This is a genomic window from Cryobacterium sp. 10C3 (assembly GCF_034314285.1).
GTDB lineage: Bacteria > Actinomycetota > Actinomycetes > Actinomycetales > Microbacteriaceae > Cryobacterium > Cryobacterium glucosi.
The window spans coordinates 1,647,434-1,664,479 of sequence record NZ_JAVIWF010000002.1; the positions used below are offsets into that span (position 1 = coordinate 1,647,434).

15 protein-coding genes and 2 pseudogenes are annotated in these 17,046 nt (G+C 69.2%); 4 read left to right on the forward strand and 13 right to left on the reverse strand.

The annotated features are described in order from the left end of the window. Window positions 1-223 precede the first annotated feature (223 nt). Together RGU41_RS08595 and RGU41_RS08600 are read right to left on the reverse strand one after the other, a co-directional pair. On the reverse strand, window positions 224-766 hold the full coding sequence (locus RGU41_RS08595; protein WP_322136011.1) for a helix-turn-helix transcriptional regulator: 543 nt from the start codon (window positions 764-766) through the stop codon (window positions 224-226). 21 nt (window positions 767-787) lie between these two features. Continuing rightward, window positions 788-1,537 (reverse strand): helix-turn-helix transcriptional regulator, encoded by a 750-nt coding sequence (locus RGU41_RS08600; protein ID WP_322136012.1) that lies wholly within the window; start codon window positions 1,535-1,537, stop codon window positions 788-790. Between the two features lie 73 nt (window positions 1,538-1,610). Between RGU41_RS08600 and RGU41_RS08605 the strand changes: the two genes are divergently transcribed. Continuing rightward, complete coding sequence (locus RGU41_RS08605; protein WP_241975458.1) at window positions 1,611-2,774, forward strand: TIGR04053 family radical SAM/SPASM domain-containing protein; 1,164 nt, start codon at window positions 1,611-1,613, stop codon at window positions 2,772-2,774. Window positions 2,775-2,861: 87 nt separating this feature from the next. Here the strand turns inward: RGU41_RS08605 and RGU41_RS08610 are convergent, their stop codons facing one another. From RGU41_RS08610 to RGU41_RS08630, 5 genes are all read right to left on the reverse strand, one after another. Then, window positions 2,862-3,149, reverse strand: a complete 288-nt coding sequence (locus RGU41_RS08610; protein WP_322136013.1) for a hypothetical protein — start codon at window positions 3,147-3,149, stop codon at window positions 2,862-2,864. Continuing rightward, window positions 3,142-3,972 (reverse strand): slipin family protein, encoded by an 831-nt coding sequence (locus RGU41_RS08615; RefSeq protein WP_322136014.1) that lies wholly within the window; start codon window positions 3,970-3,972, stop codon window positions 3,142-3,144. The genes RGU41_RS08610 and RGU41_RS08615 overlap by 8 nt, the downstream gene beginning before the upstream one ends. Beyond that, window positions 3,969-4,628 (reverse strand): hypothetical protein, encoded by a 660-nt coding sequence (locus RGU41_RS08620; RefSeq protein ID WP_322136015.1) that lies wholly within the window; start codon window positions 4,626-4,628, stop codon window positions 3,969-3,971. Before RGU41_RS08620 ends, RGU41_RS08615 begins: the two co-directional genes overlap by 4 nt. Continuing rightward, window positions 4,628-7,054, reverse strand: coding sequence for a nitric-oxide reductase large subunit (locus tag RGU41_RS08625; RefSeq protein ID WP_134560190.1), 2,427 nt, complete (start codon window positions 7,052-7,054; stop codon window positions 4,628-4,630). The genes RGU41_RS08620 and RGU41_RS08625 overlap by 1 nt, the downstream gene beginning before the upstream one ends. A gap of 297 nt (window positions 7,055-7,351) precedes the next feature. Then, window positions 7,352-7,558 (reverse strand): hypothetical protein, encoded by a 207-nt coding sequence (locus RGU41_RS08630; protein ID WP_134448892.1) that lies wholly within the window; start codon window positions 7,556-7,558, stop codon window positions 7,352-7,354. 51 nt (window positions 7,559-7,609) lie between these two features. Between RGU41_RS08630 and RGU41_RS08635 the strand changes: the two genes are divergently transcribed. Then, window positions 7,610-9,157 carry an HNH endonuclease signature motif containing protein gene (locus tag RGU41_RS08635; RefSeq protein ID WP_322136016.1) on the forward strand — a complete coding sequence of 516 codons (1,548 nt, stop codon included), beginning with the start codon at window positions 7,610-7,612 and terminating at the stop codon, window positions 9,155-9,157. A 145-nt stretch (window positions 9,158-9,302) separates the two neighbouring features. Here RGU41_RS08635 and RGU41_RS08640 read toward each other — a convergent pair whose 3' ends face one another. Continuing rightward, the gene (locus RGU41_RS08640) at window positions 9,303-9,743 is read right to left on the reverse strand and encodes a molybdenum cofactor biosynthesis protein MoaE (RefSeq protein WP_241975370.1); all 441 of its coding nucleotides are present in this window, start codon (window positions 9,741-9,743) and stop codon (window positions 9,303-9,305) included. Window positions 9,744-9,853: 110 nt separating this feature from the next. On the opposite strand from RGU41_RS08640, the gene RGU41_RS08645 reads away from it, so the two are divergent. Next, window positions 9,854-10,147 carry a hypothetical protein gene (locus RGU41_RS08645; protein ID WP_322136017.1) on the forward strand — a complete coding sequence of 98 codons (294 nt, stop codon included), beginning with the start codon at window positions 9,854-9,856 and terminating at the stop codon, window positions 10,145-10,147. Continuing rightward, window positions 10,126-11,361, forward strand: coding sequence for a M17 family metallopeptidase (locus RGU41_RS08650; protein WP_322136018.1), 1,236 nt, complete (start codon window positions 10,126-10,128; stop codon window positions 11,359-11,361). Before RGU41_RS08645 ends, RGU41_RS08650 begins: the two co-directional genes overlap by 22 nt. Window positions 11,362-11,582: 221 nt before the next feature. On the opposite strand, the pseudogene RGU41_RS08655 reads toward RGU41_RS08650, so the two are convergent. The 5 genes and pseudogenes from RGU41_RS08655 to RGU41_RS08675 all read right to left on the reverse strand — a co-directional run. Continuing rightward, a pseudogene (locus tag RGU41_RS08655) lies at window positions 11,583-12,680 on the reverse strand (acetyl-CoA C-acetyltransferase); the annotation flags it as partial. Next, window positions 12,677-13,353: pseudogene (locus RGU41_RS08660) on the reverse strand (3-oxoacid CoA-transferase subunit B). The pseudogenes RGU41_RS08660 and RGU41_RS08655, both read right to left, overlap by 4 nt. A 1-nt stretch (window position 13,354) precedes the next feature. Continuing rightward, window positions 13,355-14,179: a CoA transferase subunit A gene (locus RGU41_RS08665; RefSeq protein WP_322136019.1), complete on the reverse strand. Its 825-nt coding sequence runs from the start codon at window positions 14,177-14,179 to the stop codon at window positions 13,355-13,357. A 21-nt stretch (window positions 14,180-14,200) separates the two neighbouring features. Next, on the reverse strand, window positions 14,201-15,517 hold the full coding sequence (pcaC, locus tag RGU41_RS08670; RefSeq protein ID WP_322136020.1) for a 4-carboxymuconolactone decarboxylase: 1,317 nt from the start codon (window positions 15,515-15,517) through the stop codon (window positions 14,201-14,203). Between the two features lie 184 nt (window positions 15,518-15,701). After that, on the reverse strand, window positions 15,702-17,027 hold the full coding sequence (locus RGU41_RS08675) for a lyase family protein (protein ID WP_322136021.1): 1,326 nt from the start codon (window positions 17,025-17,027) through the stop codon (window positions 15,702-15,704). Window positions 17,028-17,046: the final 19 nt, after the last annotated feature.

Below are 17,046 nucleotides of genomic sequence, written 5' to 3' on the forward strand. Positions count from 1 at the left end.
GCATTGCCGATTCAGCAACCACCCTCGCATCCGAGTCTCACGGGCACCCGAACGGGCTACAAGCGGAAAACGCCGTGAATAATAACCACGTCGGTCTCGGTGGGCACCCGGACGGGCCCGGCATCGGCCCCCTCGGATTCCTCACACTCAGCACCCTCGTCGGAGTGCCGGAGGTCCAGTGTGCAGGAGTCCGGCTTGTCGAGCGGATGCAGCGCGTCGGCCGTCAGCGGACCCCGGTCTGCTGCAGGATCCCCTGGAGCAGGCCGAGGTGCACGCGGCAGACCTCCGGGTGTTCCTTGACCATCTCGCTGTACGGACAATCGTGCAGCCTGACGTGACGCCCGTCCGCGTCGATCCGCCCGTCGAACCCGGTCTGGTCGAGGTGGTCGTCGAGGGCGTCCAGTTGCCGCTGCAAGGGCGAGTCGATCGCGGCGCTGACCGGCAGCATCCGCCGGACCAGGTCGCCGCGCCGTTCGGCGGCCTCGATCTTCGCGACCCGGATCGAGCCCTCCCGATGGTCGACGCCGGCAGCCGCACTGTAGAGCATCCGCGGCCGGCCCTTGACGTCGCGCTCTTCGGGTTCACAGGTGACGAATCCGTCATTGATCAGGCGTTGCAGGTGTTCGCGTGTCGTGTTGTGGTGCAGCCCGGTCGCCTCGGCGAGGTCGCCGACCGTCATCGTCCCGCGCTGTTGCAGAAAGTACAGCAGTTTGATTCTGCTGAACGACGCGAGCGTGCGGTAGCTCGACGGTGGGCTCGAAGACATGGGTCTACTATCCGCTCTTTGTCAGGAAGCCGCCATGTTGTGCCGGGTTTGAGGAGTAGCGCACATGTGCGACGCATACCCCCGGCGCACGAACGGCTCGAGGCGGATGCCGATGGTGGGCGCGTGCATCCGGTCCAGTGCACCCTGCATCAGTCCGCGGTGCACGGAGCACACGATGGCGCTGTGGTCTTTCGCGACGTCCAGGAACGGACAGTGATGCAGCTCGATCGCGGTGCGGTCCTCCGACAGGGCGGGGGCGAAACCAACGCCGTCGAGGATCTCGACCACCCGGTCGATCGCTCCAGCGGGATCAACCGGACCGGCAGCTGGCTCGTCGGCGGGCACGAACTGTTCCGACCAGCGTCGCCCGGCGTCGCCGGCCTTTTCATTGCCGGGGCGCGCGTCGGGGGCTCCTGCGGCAAGGCTGTCCGCGAGGAGGCCCGCGAGGAGTCGGTAGGAGTCCTCGGAGGTCCCGGATTCTGCCGGCCCGGCGGAACCGGGCCCGGCGGGTTCCGCCTCGGGCGGTACAGCGGCGTAGAGCAGGCGGGGACGGCCAGGTCGCGTCCGCGCCTCGACCGTCTCGGTCACGAGGCCGACCTCGAGGAGCCGTTCGAGGTGCGAGCGAACGGTGTTGGGGTGCAGGCCGACCGCCGCCGCGAGTGCGGGAACGTCCAGCGGCATCCGGTGGGTGCGCAGCACGTCGAGGACGGCGACCCGGCTCACGCCGGAGAGGGCGCGGTGGGTACGGGCATCGAGGTCGGAGGCAGGCACACCCCTAGTTTTCCCTATAAGTGTGGTAAAAACAACTGAGGTGCGCATTCGAGCTGTACCGGACCAGGATCACGTGACTGACACCGCAATGCGCGCCGTTCGACACCTGCACCACGATGCCGGCGAGCGTCCCTTCATCGTGATCTGGGAGGTGACGCGGGCCTGCCAGCTCGTCTGCACGCATTGCCGTGCGGACGCCATTCGCACCCGCAATCCCTTCGAGCTGACCACCGACCAGGGCCGGAAGCTCCTGGACGATCTCGCGTCGTTCGGCACGCCCCGCCCGCTCGTCGTCCTCACCGGCGGCGACCCCTTCGAACGCCCCGACCTCCCCGAACTCGTGGCCCACGGAACGGGCCTGGGCCTCAGCATGGCCCTCTCGCCCTCCGTCACCCCACGCCTCACCCGGGAGGTCCTTGTCGAGCTGCACGACGCCGGAGCGAAGGCGGTGTCGCTCTCCCTCGACGGGGCATCCGCGGCGACCCATGATGCCTTCCGCGGTGTCGACGGGGTCTTCGACGACACGATGGTCGCCGCACGGATGGTGCGCGACGTCGGCTGCCGGCTGCAGATCAACACGACCGTCACCCGCGACACCGTCCACGAGCTGCCCGCCATCCTGAAGACGGTCCTCGAGCTCGGCACGACGCTGTGGAGCGTGTTCTTCCTCGTCCCGACCGGGCGCGGCAAGCTTCTCAACGCGCTCACCTCCACCGAGGCCGAAGAGGTGCTGCACTGGCTGCACGATGTCTCCGAACTCGTCGCGATCAAGACGACGGAGGCGCCGCACTACCGCCGGATCGCAATCCAGCGCGCCGGTGTCGCCGATCTCGATGCGGCGTTCCCCGTCGGCCCGCTGCGCGCCCGGTTGCGGTGCGACACCGCGGAACTGCTGACCGGGGACGAGCCCAGGCGCCGCGCGCCGCGCGCCCCGATCGATGTCAACTCCGGCCGCGGCTTCGCCTTCGTCGACCACGTCGGCGCGGTCTACCCGAGCGGGTTCCTGCCCGTGTCCGTCGGTTCGGTGCGTGAGCAGTCGTTCCCCGAGATCTACCGGGAGGCGCGGCTACTCCAGGAGCTGCGCACCCCGGATTCATTCGGCGGCCGGTGCGGAGCGTGCGAGTTCCGCACGGTCTGCGGCGGCTCCCGCTCGCACGCGTACGCAGTCACCGGCGATCCTCTCGCCGAGGATCCGAGCTGCGCGTACCGGCCGGTCGCCACCGTCCCGGTTTCCTGACCCAGTCGACGGACTCTTGGGGTTTTCGGCACCTGGGCGGGTGAGGCGACCCGAACGGCAAGAACTCCGTCGAATTGGTTCGGAGCGCTATTCGAGGTGGTGGTTGCCGCGAACCCAGCGCAAGGCGCCGATGATGCCGACCGTGACGCCGATCCCACCGACGGTCATGCCGAGGAAGAGCCAGACGAACAGTGGTTCGAGGCCGGCGATAGTGTGGTCGGCGTTGACGATCGTGCCGCCGAGGAAGCCGCCGATGGGACCGAACAGCCCGACGAGCACCCCGATCAGCATCAGGCGGATGCTGACACCCCGGTCGTGAGCCGAACCGATCGTCGGCACATGCGTGCCCCGCTCCGCGTGCACTGTGTCAGCCATGGTCGGTCACATCCGTTTTCTCTCCGTGAGTCTGGCCGGGACGGCCGGGCTCGGTTGGGTCGAGCCACTGCGGTACTTTCTTCAGGAACGGCCCGATGATGTCCATCGGCAGCGGGAAGACCACGGTCGAGTTGTGGTCCGCGCCGAGCTCGAGCAGGGTCTGCAGGTAGCGCAGCTGGAGCGACGCCGGATTGCGGCTGAGGATCTCCGCGGCCTGGCCGAGCTCTTCCGAGGCCTGCAGTTCGCCGTGGGCATTGATGATCTTCGCCCGCCTCTCCCGCTCGGCTTCGGCCTCGCGCGCCATGGCGCGCTGCATGGCCTGGGGAATCTCGACGTCCTTGATCTCGACGACCTTGACCTGGACTCCCCACTGCTCTGTCTGCGCATTGATACTCCTGGCCAGATCCTCGTTCAGGTCGGCCCGATGCGCGAGCAGGGTGTCGAGGTCCGCTCGCCCGACGACGGAGCGCAGGGTCGTCTGGGCCATCTGAGAGGTCGCCACCGCGTGGTTCTCAACCGCCATCACGGACCGCAGCGGGTCGGTGACCTGGAAGAGCACGACGGCATTGACCCGCGCGGGCACGTTGTCCTTGGTGATGACGTCCTGCGGCGGAATCGTGAGGGTGACGATACGCAGGTCCACCCTGACCATCGTGTCGATGCCCGGAAAGACCATCTGCACTCCGGGTTCGCGGAGCTGCCGAAGGCGGCCGAACCGGAAGGCGACCCCCCGCTCGTACTCCTGCAGGACCGTGAACGCGACGGTCAACCAAACCACGACGATCAGGAGGATGACGCCGGCCGTCACGAGTATTCCGGTCATCGGGCTTCCTTTCCGGGGACCGTGCGCGGTCCCGTCTTGCGGATGCTGCCGTAGCCGCTCCGCCTGGCGAGTTCGTTCGCCGAGATGGCGGCCCGCTGGTCCTCGTTGTCTTCGAGTCCGAGCGCCGTGAGGTGATCGGGGAAGCGCGCGGGAGCGCGTCGGAGATGGGACCAGAGCGGCCAGCTGCCCGCTGCGATGATCGCGGACACGACTCCCAGGATGAGCAGTTCGAGGCCGGTGCGGCCCTGGAACATGACGGCGATCGGCCAGATGACCCCGAGGACCACGACGGCACAGGCGATCCCCCTGTGGAATCGCTCGGCTTCGGAGCTCGGCCAGGAATCGATGTTCCGCACGACCTCCCGGCCCGCGTGGGACGGAGTGCAGTCGTCCTTGACCGGGCACGGATTGCAGACGGTCGGGGAAGCGCGGTACCGGGTCACCCGATTCTCCGGGTCGAAGGAGATCGGCCAAAGCCACTGGTCTTCGGAACAGGTCCAGGCGTCGTGTCCCTCGTGGTACTCGAATCCCCCGGACCGCGCGCTCGTCGTCGCCGCCGCCGTGCGCCGGGCCAGGATGTCCAGGACATGCGCCACGAGCAGCAGGAAGCCGCCGTAGCCGAGAGCGAACCAGACGTCAGGATTGACCGCCTCCATCACGCGCCCCTGTCCGGCCGGTTCTCACCGTCCTGATCGGCGACGCGCCTGCGGTAGCCCGACCCGTACCCGGACTCCGGTGTCGCGCCATCGACACCCGCATCGGAAGTGCCGCCGACCGCCCCGGCGGGCTGCGCCTCCACGAAGAGGGCCTCCATCGGGACATCCTGGGTGGTTCCCTTGATGCGGTACCGCACGCCCAGCCAGGCGATCCAGACGAACGGAACGACTCCACCGAAGATGAAGACGAGGTCGCCGGGCATCCGCAGCCATTCCAGGACCGTGTTGCCGGTTCCGGTGATGAAGTTCATGCTGCGGGCCTCGAAGTAGCCATCGCTGACGGAGTGCCACAACTGCAGCACACCGAGCGGCAGGAGCGTCGCGAAGGTCATCCAGGCCAGGCCGATGTTGAGCGACCAGAACGAGATCTTGGCGAGCCGGTCCGGCCAGCGTTTGGCCGGAATCAGGTAGCGCAGGGCGAAGAGGGATAGTCCCACGCCCATCATCCCGTAGACGCCCATCATCGACGCGTGGGCATGGTTGGCGGTCAGGGCGGTGCCGATCTCGTAGTACGAGACGATCGGGAGGTTGATCAGGAATCCGAAGACGCCGGCGCCGAGGAAGTTCCAGAAGCCGACGGCCACGAGGAACATCACCGACCAGCGGTGTGGGAACGGGGCGGCGCTTCGGGATTGCTGGCGGGCCCCGAGTTGCAGGAAGCTCCACGCTTCCACAGTGAGGAACGTCAGCGGGATCACCTCGAGTGCGGAGAAGAACGCACCCAGCGCCATGTGCTCGACGGGGGTTCCCGAGAAGTACAGGTGGTGCATGGTTCCGAGGATTCCGCCCGCGGAGTACAGGATCACGTCGAGCAGGATGATCTGCATCGCGATCCGGCGGTGCACGACGCCGAGCATCACGAAGATGTAGGCGACCATGACGGTCGTGAAAAGTTCGAGGAAGTCCTCGACCCAGAGATGCACAACCCAGAAGCGCCAGAATTCGGCGACGCTCAGTGTCACTTCGCTGCCGGCGAGCATGCCGACGGCGTAGAAGGCGGGGATGGAGAGACCCGAATAGAAGAACAGCCACGGCAGGTTGAACCGGTGTTCAGACTTCAGCCGGGCCCGGATACCGCGGTAGATGATCGCGATCCAGATGAACATCCCGACGGTCAGCAGGCCCTGCCAGAACTTCGGCAGGTCGATGTACTCCCACTGCATCCCCCAGAACGGCGAGTCCTTGGCGGCGGTGACGCCGAAGATGCTGAGGGCTTCTCCCGCCAGGGAACCGGCGACGACCAGGGCGAGGGCTCCCAGGAGGATGTATGCGAGCCAGTGCTGCCGCTTCGGTTCGTGACCCGAGATATACGGCGCGAGGAAGATCCCTGCCGCGAGGAACGAGGCTGCTGTCCAGAGCAGGGAGAGTTGCACGTGCCAGGTCCTGGCGAGGTTGATCGGCAACAGCTGGGCGAGGTCGATCCCGAAGAAGCTCGTCAGATCGACCCGGTAGTGTTCGACGGCCGCGCCGAGGAACGCCTGCGCGAGGAACATCAACGCGACGACGAAGAAGAACCAGGCGGTCGCAGACTGGGCGGGGGTGACGGCGACGTCGCCGGGCTGCCTGAAGGACAGCGGCGGGGTCTCTTCTCCGTGCTGCCAGCCCATTCGCTTGCTCCAGCGCCCGTAGAGGGCGAACAGCGCGCCGAGGGCGACCATCAGCGAAATGAGCGACAGACCGCTCCACACGATGATGTCCGCGGTGGGCCCGTTGTCGACGAGCTTCTCCGCCGGCCAGTTGTTGGTGTACGAGTAGTTGTGCCCCGGCCGTTCGGCCGCGGAGCCCCACGCGGTCCAGGCGAAGAACGCCGTGAGCTCGTGGATCTCGGCCGGATCGGTGATCACGCTCGGGATCAGCCCGTTCTGGGTCGTCGGAGTGCCGAAGAAGTCCGCATAGTGTTTCTGGACAGACTCGAACGCACTGATCTGCAGGTCCGTGAACACGAGATTTCCCGTTGCCGGGTCGTACCGGTTGGTCCGCATCATCGTGACGAGTGCTCCGTGCGGGTCCTGCACGCCCGAGGCGGTGAGGGCGTCGAGGACGAAGGTCGAGGACCGGCGGAGATAGTCGGCAGTGTAGTCGGGACCGAGATAGCCGCCGTGTCCGACGATCGAGCCGTATTCCTGAAGGCCGCGTTGCACGAAGGTCTGCTGGCCGGCAGTGATCTCGGCGCCCGTGAAGACGACCGTTCCCCGTTCGTCCACGACCTGTTTGGGCTGGGGCATCGAATCGGTGTACGTCATCACGGCGAGGAATCCCATCACCGCGAAGCCGAAGATCATCACGAGGGCGACGCCCTGCAGCCAACCCTTGGACACCATCAACTCGGAACGAATTCTTCCGACCCCGGATTTCAGTTGGACCATGTCGGACCCTCTCGCTGTTGCCTTGTTCAAGGTCGTGCGGCATGCCCGCGCTCGCGACAGCCGAAGTTCCTCCCCCGAATGGGTCACGCGAGGTGGGGAAAAACTACCACGTCTTAAAACTTATTAACTTCATTTTAATGCGCACAATTCTCGTCGAAGGGAAGTGATCGGAACATAAACACCAGATCAAACGGTGAGGCCCCGGAATAGGACCGCGGCGAAACACCGCCGAAACAAATTCACCGGTGAGGTGCGACACGCCGCATGGGGCGCCTTCCCGGCGTTTTCAGACCGGATTCACGGTGTGGCGGCTAAGACCCCACGGGCACCCTTCTCCGCATCCGACATGACGTGGCTGACGAACGGATAGCGCCCGGCCTCGGGGAAGGTGAGCTCGACGAAGCCGCCCTGCGCCGCGGCGAGGTCGAGCACCTGCGCCAGGTCGGCAGGCTGCGAATATGACGGAATCTCCTCAACACGTACCTGATCAGAGCTAGTTTCCACAGACCTGAGCCATGCTCAAAGAATCTCGGTGGTCGGTCGTAACGTGGGGGCATGATCAACCTTCCCGAGTCACCCGCTTCACCCGATCAGCCGCACGGCGACCGGGGGCAGGGTGACCCGGTGCACGGTGACCCGGTGCAGGGCGGCGTGCTCGACGGGTTGCGGTCGATGGCGGATGTCGTCACCGGCCTGGGCGGTTCGTCTGCAGCTGTCGACACGCTCAGCGATGAAGCGGTGCTCGAGGGGCACATGTTGATCGCGGGAGCCCGGCGGGCCTTGGACACCCAGGCGGCGTGGTTCGCCGCAACCCTGGCCCGGCGGTCCCGGCCCGAACTCGGCGGGAAGGGCCTCGCGGCCCGGCAAGGCTTCCGGACTCCGGAAGACCTGCTGCAGAACTTGGCCGGGTCGAGCAAAGGTGACGTGAGCAAACTCTTCGCGGTCGGCCGGCTGCTCGCCGAGACCGACGCCGCCGAGAAAGCCGCCCGCGAAGCCGCCGACGCGAAGAAGCTGCTCGACGAGACTCCGCCCCTCGATGGGGCCGCTCTGGACCTGCCGCCGGTCGACCCGCCAGTACCTGCGGCCGCCGTGCCGCCCTGGCACGCACCAATCGGCCGGGCCCTGCGCGAGGGCTGGCTGAGCGTCGAGAAGGCAGACTCGCTCCGGAAAGGGCTCGGCGACCTGGACCGGGCGATCACCCCGGAGAAACTCGCCACGGCCCTGGCCCGGCTCCTCGCCGAGGCGCGCACGGTGAACGCTGACCAACTGTTCAAGCGCGCCCGGCAGGTGCGGGACGTGCTCGATGAAGCCGGCATCGCCGCCCGCGAGAAAGCCGACTACGACGACCGGTCGTTGCGGTTCTGGCGACTCCACACGGGACAGGTGCGCATGGTCGGGTTGTTCGCCCCGGAAGACGGCGAATACCTGATGAGTACCTACGACGCCATTACCAGCCCCCGCCGGGGCGGGGTCCGCTTTGTGGACAAGGAGCAGGCAGCGTGGGCGAAGCGCGTGCAGGACGACCCGCGCACCACCGAACAGCTCACCGCGGACGCATTCCTCGCCCTGACCAAACTCGGCGTCAAAGCCGACCCCAAGCGCATCGCCGGAAGCCGCAGCCCCGCCGTCCGCATGATCACCATCCGCCCCAGGAGCACCACACCCACCGGTTTCGCGCCCACGGGAACCACACCCACCGATGCCGCGCCAACCGAGGCCCCGTCACCCACAGCCCACGCTGCGGCGAACCCCGAAACCGCGTCACCCGCGCTCCAGCCCGGCGTCATCGAGGGGACTGCGGTCGCCCAACGCGCGGCCCTCGCCCTCCGCGACGGCGGCTGCATGTGGCCCGGCTGCGACCGGCCACCCTCCTGGACCGAAACCCACCACATTCAACACTGGAAAGAGGACACCGGACAGACCAACCTCGACCAGGGCATCCTGCTCTGCCGGGCCGACCACCTACGGCTCCACAACGAACACTGGCACATCACCCGCGACGACACCGGCCAGTACTGGCTCACCCCACCACCCGGACTCGACCCCGACCAGAAACCCATCCCCCTCACCAGCAAGAACGCGATCCTCCGCGACGATGACTGAATCAGCGGAGATGACGGACAGGACGGGCTCGGACGCCCGGGCGGAGTACGCGCCGGGTCCACCCCCGGAACCCGGGTTCGGGCGAAGCCCGATCGAACGCGCGCGACGGGCTTCACGCGGAAGGACGCCAGAGACGCTCGAGACGCTACAGGCCCAGGCCGACCCAGGAGTGGGTGCCGTCGACTTCGTACTGCTTCTTCCAGATCGGGACCTCGGCCTTGACCGCCTCGACGAGACGCTCGCAGACCAGGAAGGCGTCGGCGCGGTGCGCACTCGCGACGGCGGCGACGAGGGCGAGGTCACCGACCTCGAGGTGGCCGATCCGGTGGCTGACGACGAGCTCCACCGCGGGGTTCCCGGCCCGGAACCGCGCGGCGATCTCCGTGAGGATACGTCCGGCATCCGGATGGGCGCTGTAGTCGAGGCCCGTCACGGCGCCTGCGGCGTCGGGGTCGTGATCCCGCACCTGGCCCACGAAGGTGACGACGGCGCCGGCTGACCGCGAGGACACCGCGAGGACGTGCGCAGCCACATCGAGCGTCTGCTCGGTGACGAGGGATAGCGGCGGTATGCGTTCGGATTCCACAGCCCCACAGTACCCGCGCAGCATCCTCGCCGCGCGGACGCACCCGGCAGTATGCTGGCGCCGGCGGAATCCCCGCTCCGCCGAACCGACTGCCGGAACGAGGTTCACCGATGCCCCACCAGCCCCACAGACTGATCCCCGCGAGTTTCGCTCCCGGACCCTCCCTCGACCTGCGCACGCGGGTCGAGATCACGCCCGACTTCGGTCAGGGCGCCACGATCGCCGGCTACGCCGTCTCGAGTGACGGCCCCGTCCCCGCGGCGATCGGACTCGACCGTGCCGCGCTCACGGAGGCCGGGTTCACCGGTGCGGTGGGCCAGGCGCTCGTGCTCCCCAGGCATCCGCACCGACCCTCGTCGCCATCGGCGTCGGCGCGCAGGGTGTGCTCACGACCGCGACCCTGAGAGACGCCGCCGCCGCGTTCGCCAGGGCCGGCCGGCAGGGACGCCGTCTCGCGACGGACCTCCTGGACGCCGCGAGCGGGCTCGACCCGGTCGCGGCCAGCGCGGCCGTCGTCGAGGGCGCCGTGCTCGCACGCTATCGCTACCTCGAACTCAAAACGGCGACCACCCACATTCCCCTCGAAGCGCTCGACCTCGTCGGGAGCACCGCACACGCAGGCGGCGTCGCACGCGGCCTCGCCCTCGCCCGGGCGACGGCCCTCGCGCGCGACCTTGCGGCCGCCCCGCCCTCCCATCTCACGGCGACGGTCTTCGGCGACTTCGCAGAGGCTCTCGCACCGCAATTCGGGCTCGAGGTGAGCGTCTTCGACAAGGCGGAACTCATCGAGCTCGGCTGCGGCGGCCTCCTCGGCGTCAATGCCGGCAGCATCGAAGAGCCCCGGATGATCGAGGTCCGGTATCGCCCCTCCGAACAGCCGACCGGGCACCTCGCCCTCGTCGGCAAGGGCATCATGTACGACTCCGGCGGGATCGCTCTCAAGCCGGGCGATGTCACGCACCTCGCGATGAAGATGGACATGTCCGGTGCCGGCGCGATCTTCGCCGCGATGACTGCGCTCACAGAACTCGGCTGCACGAACGCCGTGACCGCCTATCTGATGTGCACAGACAACATGCCCTCCGGTTCGGCGACCGCGATGGGTGACGTCCTCACGATCCGCGGCGGCACGACCGTCGAAGTCAAGAACACCGACGCGGAGGGGCGGCTCGTGATGGCGGACGGGCTCGTCCTCGCCACCGAAGAGGGCGTTGACGCCATCGTCGACCTCGCGACCCTCACCGGGGCTGCGCTCGTCTCGCTCGGCCCGATGATGGCGGCGCTGTTCGGCAACGACCAGGACATCATCGACCAGGTGCGCGCGGCATCCGACCTCACCGACGAGACAGTCTGGCAACTTCCGCTCGACCGCCGCTACCGCAACCAGCTCGACTCGGACGTCGCGGACATGTCGAACCTCGGCGGGCCGTTCGCCGGCGCGACGACCGCTGCCCTGTTCCTCGCGGACTTCGTCGGCGACACCCCCTGGGCGCACGTCGACATGTGCGGCCCGATGCAGTCGGACTCCGACGACTCCTGGCGGACCAAGGGACCGACCGGTTTCGGAGCCCGCCTGCTCGTCGAGCTCGCGCTCGCGTTCCGGCCCCCGGCCGCCTGAGCACGGCCGCCGGCTGCGGAGCGCACGGTCGGCTCTTGCTTCGGCTTGCGCGCACCGGATGCCCGGCCCGAGCGACCGGACAGCGATCGCCTCCCATCACACCCGTTCGAAGACGGCGGCGAGGCCCTGTCCACCCCCGATGCACATGGTCTCGAGAAGGTACTGCCCCCGGTGCGGTGCAGGTGTCTGCTCGCGGTCGCCAGGATGCGTGCGCCGGTGGCACCGACGGGGTGACCCAGGGAGATGCCGGAACCGTTCACGTTGGTGCGTTCCCAGTCGGCGTCGGTGAATTTCCACTCCCGGCTGACCGCGAGCACCTGCGCGGCGAATGCCTCATTGAGCTCGATCAGGTCGATGTCCGCGAGGGTGAGGCCTGCGCGTTCGAGGGCCTTCTTCGTTGCGGGCACCGGCCCGATGCCCATCCGCGAGGGCTCGACGCCGGCCCTTGCCCACGTCACGAGGCGCACGAGCGGGGTGAGCCCGAGCTCCGCGGCGCGCTCAGGGGTCGTCACGAGGCACACGGCGGCGGCGTCGTTCTGCCCGCTCGCGTTTCCGGCGGTGACCGTCGCGTCGGCATCCGTCTTCACGAGAATGGGACGCAGCCCGGCGAGACCGGCCAGGGTCGTGTCCGGCCGCGGGGTTTCGTCGCGGGAGACGACGACGGCGCCCTTTCGCCCCGGAACCGTGACCGGAACGATTTCGGCGTCGAAGCGGCCCTCTGCAACGGCCGCCGCGGCGCGCTGCTGGGACCGCACGGCGAGCTCGTCCTGCTCGGTACGACCGATGCCGTACTCCCGGCGCAGGTTCTCCGCGGTCTCGAGCATGCCGCCGGGAACCGGGTAGTTGCGGCCGCCGGCGGTCTCCCGGCCACGGCTGAGCGCGTCGCGCAGCAGCACGCCCGGCCCGGCCGTGATTCCGAAACGGGAATCGACGGTGTAGAACGGCGCCTGGCTCATCGAGTCGACTCCGCCGGCCACGACGACGTCGCTGATGCCGGTCTGCACCTGCATCGCGGCGTCGAGCACGGCCTGCAGGCCGGAGCCGCACCGCCGGTCGAGTTGGAGCCCGCCGACGGTCACCGGCAGGCCGGCGTTGAGGGCGGCGACGCGGGCGACGGATGCCGCCTCCGCGGTCGGGTAGGCCTGCCCGAGGATCACGTCGTCGATCACACCCCCGTCGATGCCGGTACGTTCCAGCAGGGCCGCGATCACGGCGGCGGCGAGGTCGGCCGGCGCGACCGTGGCGAACATCCCGCCGAAGCGCCCGATCGGGGTGCGCACCGGTTCGCAGATGACGACCTCGCGCATCCGCTCGTTCATGCGCCGACCCCTGGCAGCAGGGTGCGGATGACGCCCGGTTCCGCGGGCACGAGCAGCCGCGCCCCGGTCGCGGCCTGCACCTCCGCGACGGTGAGACCCGGAGCGACCTCCCGCAGCACGAGCCCCTCCCCGGTGACGTCGATCACCGCGAGGTCGGTGATGATCCGGGTGACCACGTGCTTGCCGGTCAGGGAAGGGAGCACTCCGCCACGATCTTGTGCTCGCCGGCACGCGTGACATGCTCCATCACGACGATCACGGTATCGGCGCCGTGCACGAGGTCCATCGCCCCGCCCATACCTTTGATCATCTTGCCCGGCACGGCCCAGTTCGCGATGTCTCCCGTCTCCGAGACCTGCATCGCGCCGAGAACGGCCACGTCGATGACCCCGGCACGGATCATGCCGAAGCTCTGCGCGGAGTCGAAGTACGCCGCACCGGGATTGACGGTGATGGTCTCCTTGCCGGCGTTGATCAGTTTCGGGTCCTCCTCGCCCTCCCACGGGTACGCCCCGACGCCGAGCACCCCGTTCTCCGAATGCAGGATGACGTGCACCCCCTCCGGCAGGAAGTTCGGGATCAGGGTCGGCAGGCCGATCCCGAGGTTGACGTAGCTGTCGGGGGCGAGTTCCTGCGCGGCTCGGGCCGCCATCTCGTTGCGGGTCAGGGGCATGTCAGCCTTCCGTTCTGGCGGTCTGGGCGGATGCCGCGGCCGCGGCGGCGCCTCCCGGCCGTGGCCGGGTCGTGACCTTCTCGATCGGGAGGTCATGCGCATCCGCGTGGTTCAGCTGCACGATCCGTTGCACGTAGATGCCGGCGAGGTGCACGTCGTCCGGATCGATCTCGCCCGGTTCGACGAGCTCGTCGACCTCGGCGATGGTGATCCGGCCGGCCATCGCTGCCGGCGGGTTGAAGTTGCGGGCCGACTTCTCGAAGACCAGATTGCCGTGCCGGTCGCCGCGAGCGGCGCGCACCAGGGCGAAGTCGGTGACGATCGCCTCCTCGAGCACGTATTCCTGCGTCTTTCCGAGCGAGGAGAACACCCTGGTCTCCTTCGGCGGCGAGGACACCAGCACCTCCCCGTCTGGCCCGTAGCGCCAGGGCAGGCCGCCGTCGGCGACCAGGGTTCCGACGCCGCTCGCGGTGAAGAACGCCGGGATGCCGCTGCCGCCCGCGCGAAGCCGCTCGGCGAGGGTTCCCTGCGGGGTGAGCTCGACCTCGAGGTCACCGCCGAGGTAGCGCCGCGCGAAGTCCTTGTTCTCGCCGATGTATGACGCGATGACCCTGCTGATCCTGCCCTCCCTGAGCAGCTCACCGAGTCCCCAGCCGTCGACGCCGCAGTTGTTGGAGACGACCCGGAGGTCTGTCGTGCCCCGGTCGAGCAGGGCGCGGATCAGCACGATCGGCACGCCGACCAGGCCGAAGCCGCCGACGGCGAGGGAAGCGCCGTCTGGGATGTCCGCGACGGCGGCCGCCGCGGAGGTGAACGTCTTATCCATGGAGCAGTCCTTCGGTCCGGTTCAAGGAAGTGTCGGGGTCGGTGCAGAGGCGGCGGCCTCCGCGTCCAGGGCGGCGAACGTCGTGCGGGCTATCGAGAGCGCCGAGTTCGCGGCAGGCACCCCGGCGTAGATCGCGGTATGCAGCATCGCCTCGCTGATCTCGGCGCGGCTGAGCCCGTTGGTGAGCGCGGCGCGCACGTGCATCGCGAGCTCGTGCTCGTGGCCGCCGGTGATCAGGCAGGCGAGGGTGAGGAAGCTGCGGGTGCGCCGGTCGAGGCCGGGCCTGGTCCAGATTTCACCCCAGGCGTATCGGGTGATGAAGTCCTGGAAGTCGGCGGTCTCCGGGGTGATCGCGGCCGTCGCGGCATCCACGTGCGTGTCACCGAGCACGGCCCGGCGCACGGCCAGGCCCGCGGTGTACACCTCGGCCGCCGTTCGTGCGGAGGGATCCTGGGCCACGGCTAGTCCGATCGGCTGCTCCGCAGACGTTGCCGGGGGCGTCGCCGCGAGCTGTTCCCTGAGCAGGCCTGCGAGGTCCCGCGGCCGCTCGAGGGAGGGCAGGTGGGCGACTCCCGCGATCTCGGCGAACCGGGCGCCGGGAATGGCCGCGGCGAGTTCGGCGACGAGGGCACTCGGCGTGGCGAGGTCGAGTCCCCCGGCGACGCAGAGCGTCTGCACGGCGATGCCGGCGACCGCGTCGCGCTCGTCGAAGCCGGCGAGCGCCTCGCAGCAGAGCGCGTATGACTCGTCGTCGATGTCGAGCAGCCGGTTCAGCGCACCGGCACCCGCCGCGGGATCGCGCTCAAGGAACCCCGGAGCGAACCAGCGTTCGGCGCTGCCGATCACCATCGAGGGCGTTCCGCTCGCCCGGATCTGTGCGGCGCGCTCGTGCCAGCCCTCCGCTGTGCCGATCCGTGCCGCCGAACAGACGACGGTGAGGCTCAGCAGGCGCCCGGGGTGGCGGATGCCGAGCTCGAGCCCGACCGCTCCGCCGAGCGAGATCCCGGCATAGTGGAAGGACTCCGGTGCCGCGTCCGGACCGAGGGCGGCGGCCGTCGCGGAGTCGACGAGCGCGATCACCGCGTCGGCGAGTTCGGCGACCGTGAACGGTTCCCGCGCGGCCGGGCTGACCCCGTGTCCGGGCAGATCGAAGCTGAGCACCCGCAGGTCCGGATGTGCCGGGTCGCCGAGGGCGCCGAGGGCGTCGAGGGCGTCGACGACCGGGTCCCAGAGCGTCGTCGTGGTGCCGAGCGACGGTCCGAGAACGAGCAGCGACGCCCGGCCAGCCGGGCCAGCCGGGCCAGGGCGAATCGTGCCACGAAGAAGGGGCTGGGTCATCGTTCAACCTTCCGTGCTGGGTGGGCAGGCACTGCCGGTTGACGAGGCACTGCCGGTTCACGAGGCACTTCTGCCTCGACGTGTGCCCGGTATCGGGCGAGCACCCGGTCGATCGCTGACGAACCCTGGCCAAGGCCGGAGTCCGCGTCGAATGCGGCCCAGGCCCGGTCCCGCAGTGCGTCGGTCACTCCCCGGTGGCGCCCTCTGCTGCCAGCAGGCCACCCAGCGTCACCCGCAGCGGTCGCCGGGTCTCGTGGGATTCCTCGGCGGCACGCTGTACGAGTGCGAAGGCCCTGGTCTTCCCGAGGGCCTCGGCGAGCAGGGTGGTCACGCGTTCGCTGAAGACGAGCCCGTCGGTGAACTCGAGGTTGACCCGCATCCGCCCGGGGTGGACGTCGAGGCGCCCGGCGAGGTCGGCCGCTCCGCTGACCGCGGAAACCGCGAGCCGCTCGAGCTCGCGCAGGGTCTGCCACTCGGCGTGCCAGGCTCCGCTCGGGCGCTGGTCCTCGGCGAGCAGGCTGCCGTAGAGCGACGCCAGCAGAGCAGGGGTCTGGCGCGCTGCGGCCGTGACGAGCACGGCCGTCACCGGGTTGCGCTTGTGCGGCATCGCGCTGGAGCCGCCCTGTCCCGCACCGAGCCGCTCGTTCACCTCGGCGATCTCGGTGCGGGACAGCACGGACACGTCGAGGGCGAACGCCCCGGCGACCCCGGTCACCGCGGCGAGCGCGGATCCGAGTTCCACGACCGGCAGGCGGTCGGTGTGCCAGCTGAGCAGCGGGCGGCGCAGCCCGAGCCGGGCGGCGAACCGGTCCGTGACGACCTCGACGGCCGGGGTGCCCGACGTGGATGCCGCCGGCCCGGCGACCCCGGAGCGGGCGTTGGCGATGGCGGTGAGCACGGCGAGGTTCCCGACAGCGCCGCCGAGCTGCGCTGGCAGCCCCGCGCGCACCCGGGCGAGCGCGGTCGCGGCCGTGAGCACGGCGTCGAGCCAGCCGGCCGCCACGAAGCCGAAGCTCGTGGGCGAGGCCTGCTGGCCCAGGGTGCGGCCGGCCATGATCGTGTCCCGGTGCTGCCCCGCGAGCACGGCGAGCGCGGCGGCGAATTCCCCGAGCCGGTCGGCGAGCTCGCCGCAGACCCGGTCGGCGACGAGCATCGCCGCCGTGTCGAGGACGTCCTGGCTCGTGGCGCCGACATGGATGTGGTCGGAGGCCCCTGCACGCACGCGTTCCGCGGCGAGCCCGAGGTGCTTCACGAGCGGGATCACGGGGTTGCCGCCGCCGCGTCCCTCCCGCGCGATCGCACCGAGGTCGAGCGCACCGGCGTCGGCGAGAGTGTCGCAGACGCCGAGCATCCACTCGGGGGCGAGTGCTGCGTCGACGAGCGCCCTGGTCAGGGCGAGCTCGGTGTCGACCATCGCCTGCAGCCAGGCCGCGTCGCTCGTGAGCGCCCGCGCCCTGCTGCCGTGGTCGAGCGGAGCCAGCAGCCCGACGTCGAGAATGGGCTCAGGCATCGAAGACTCAGGCAGCACT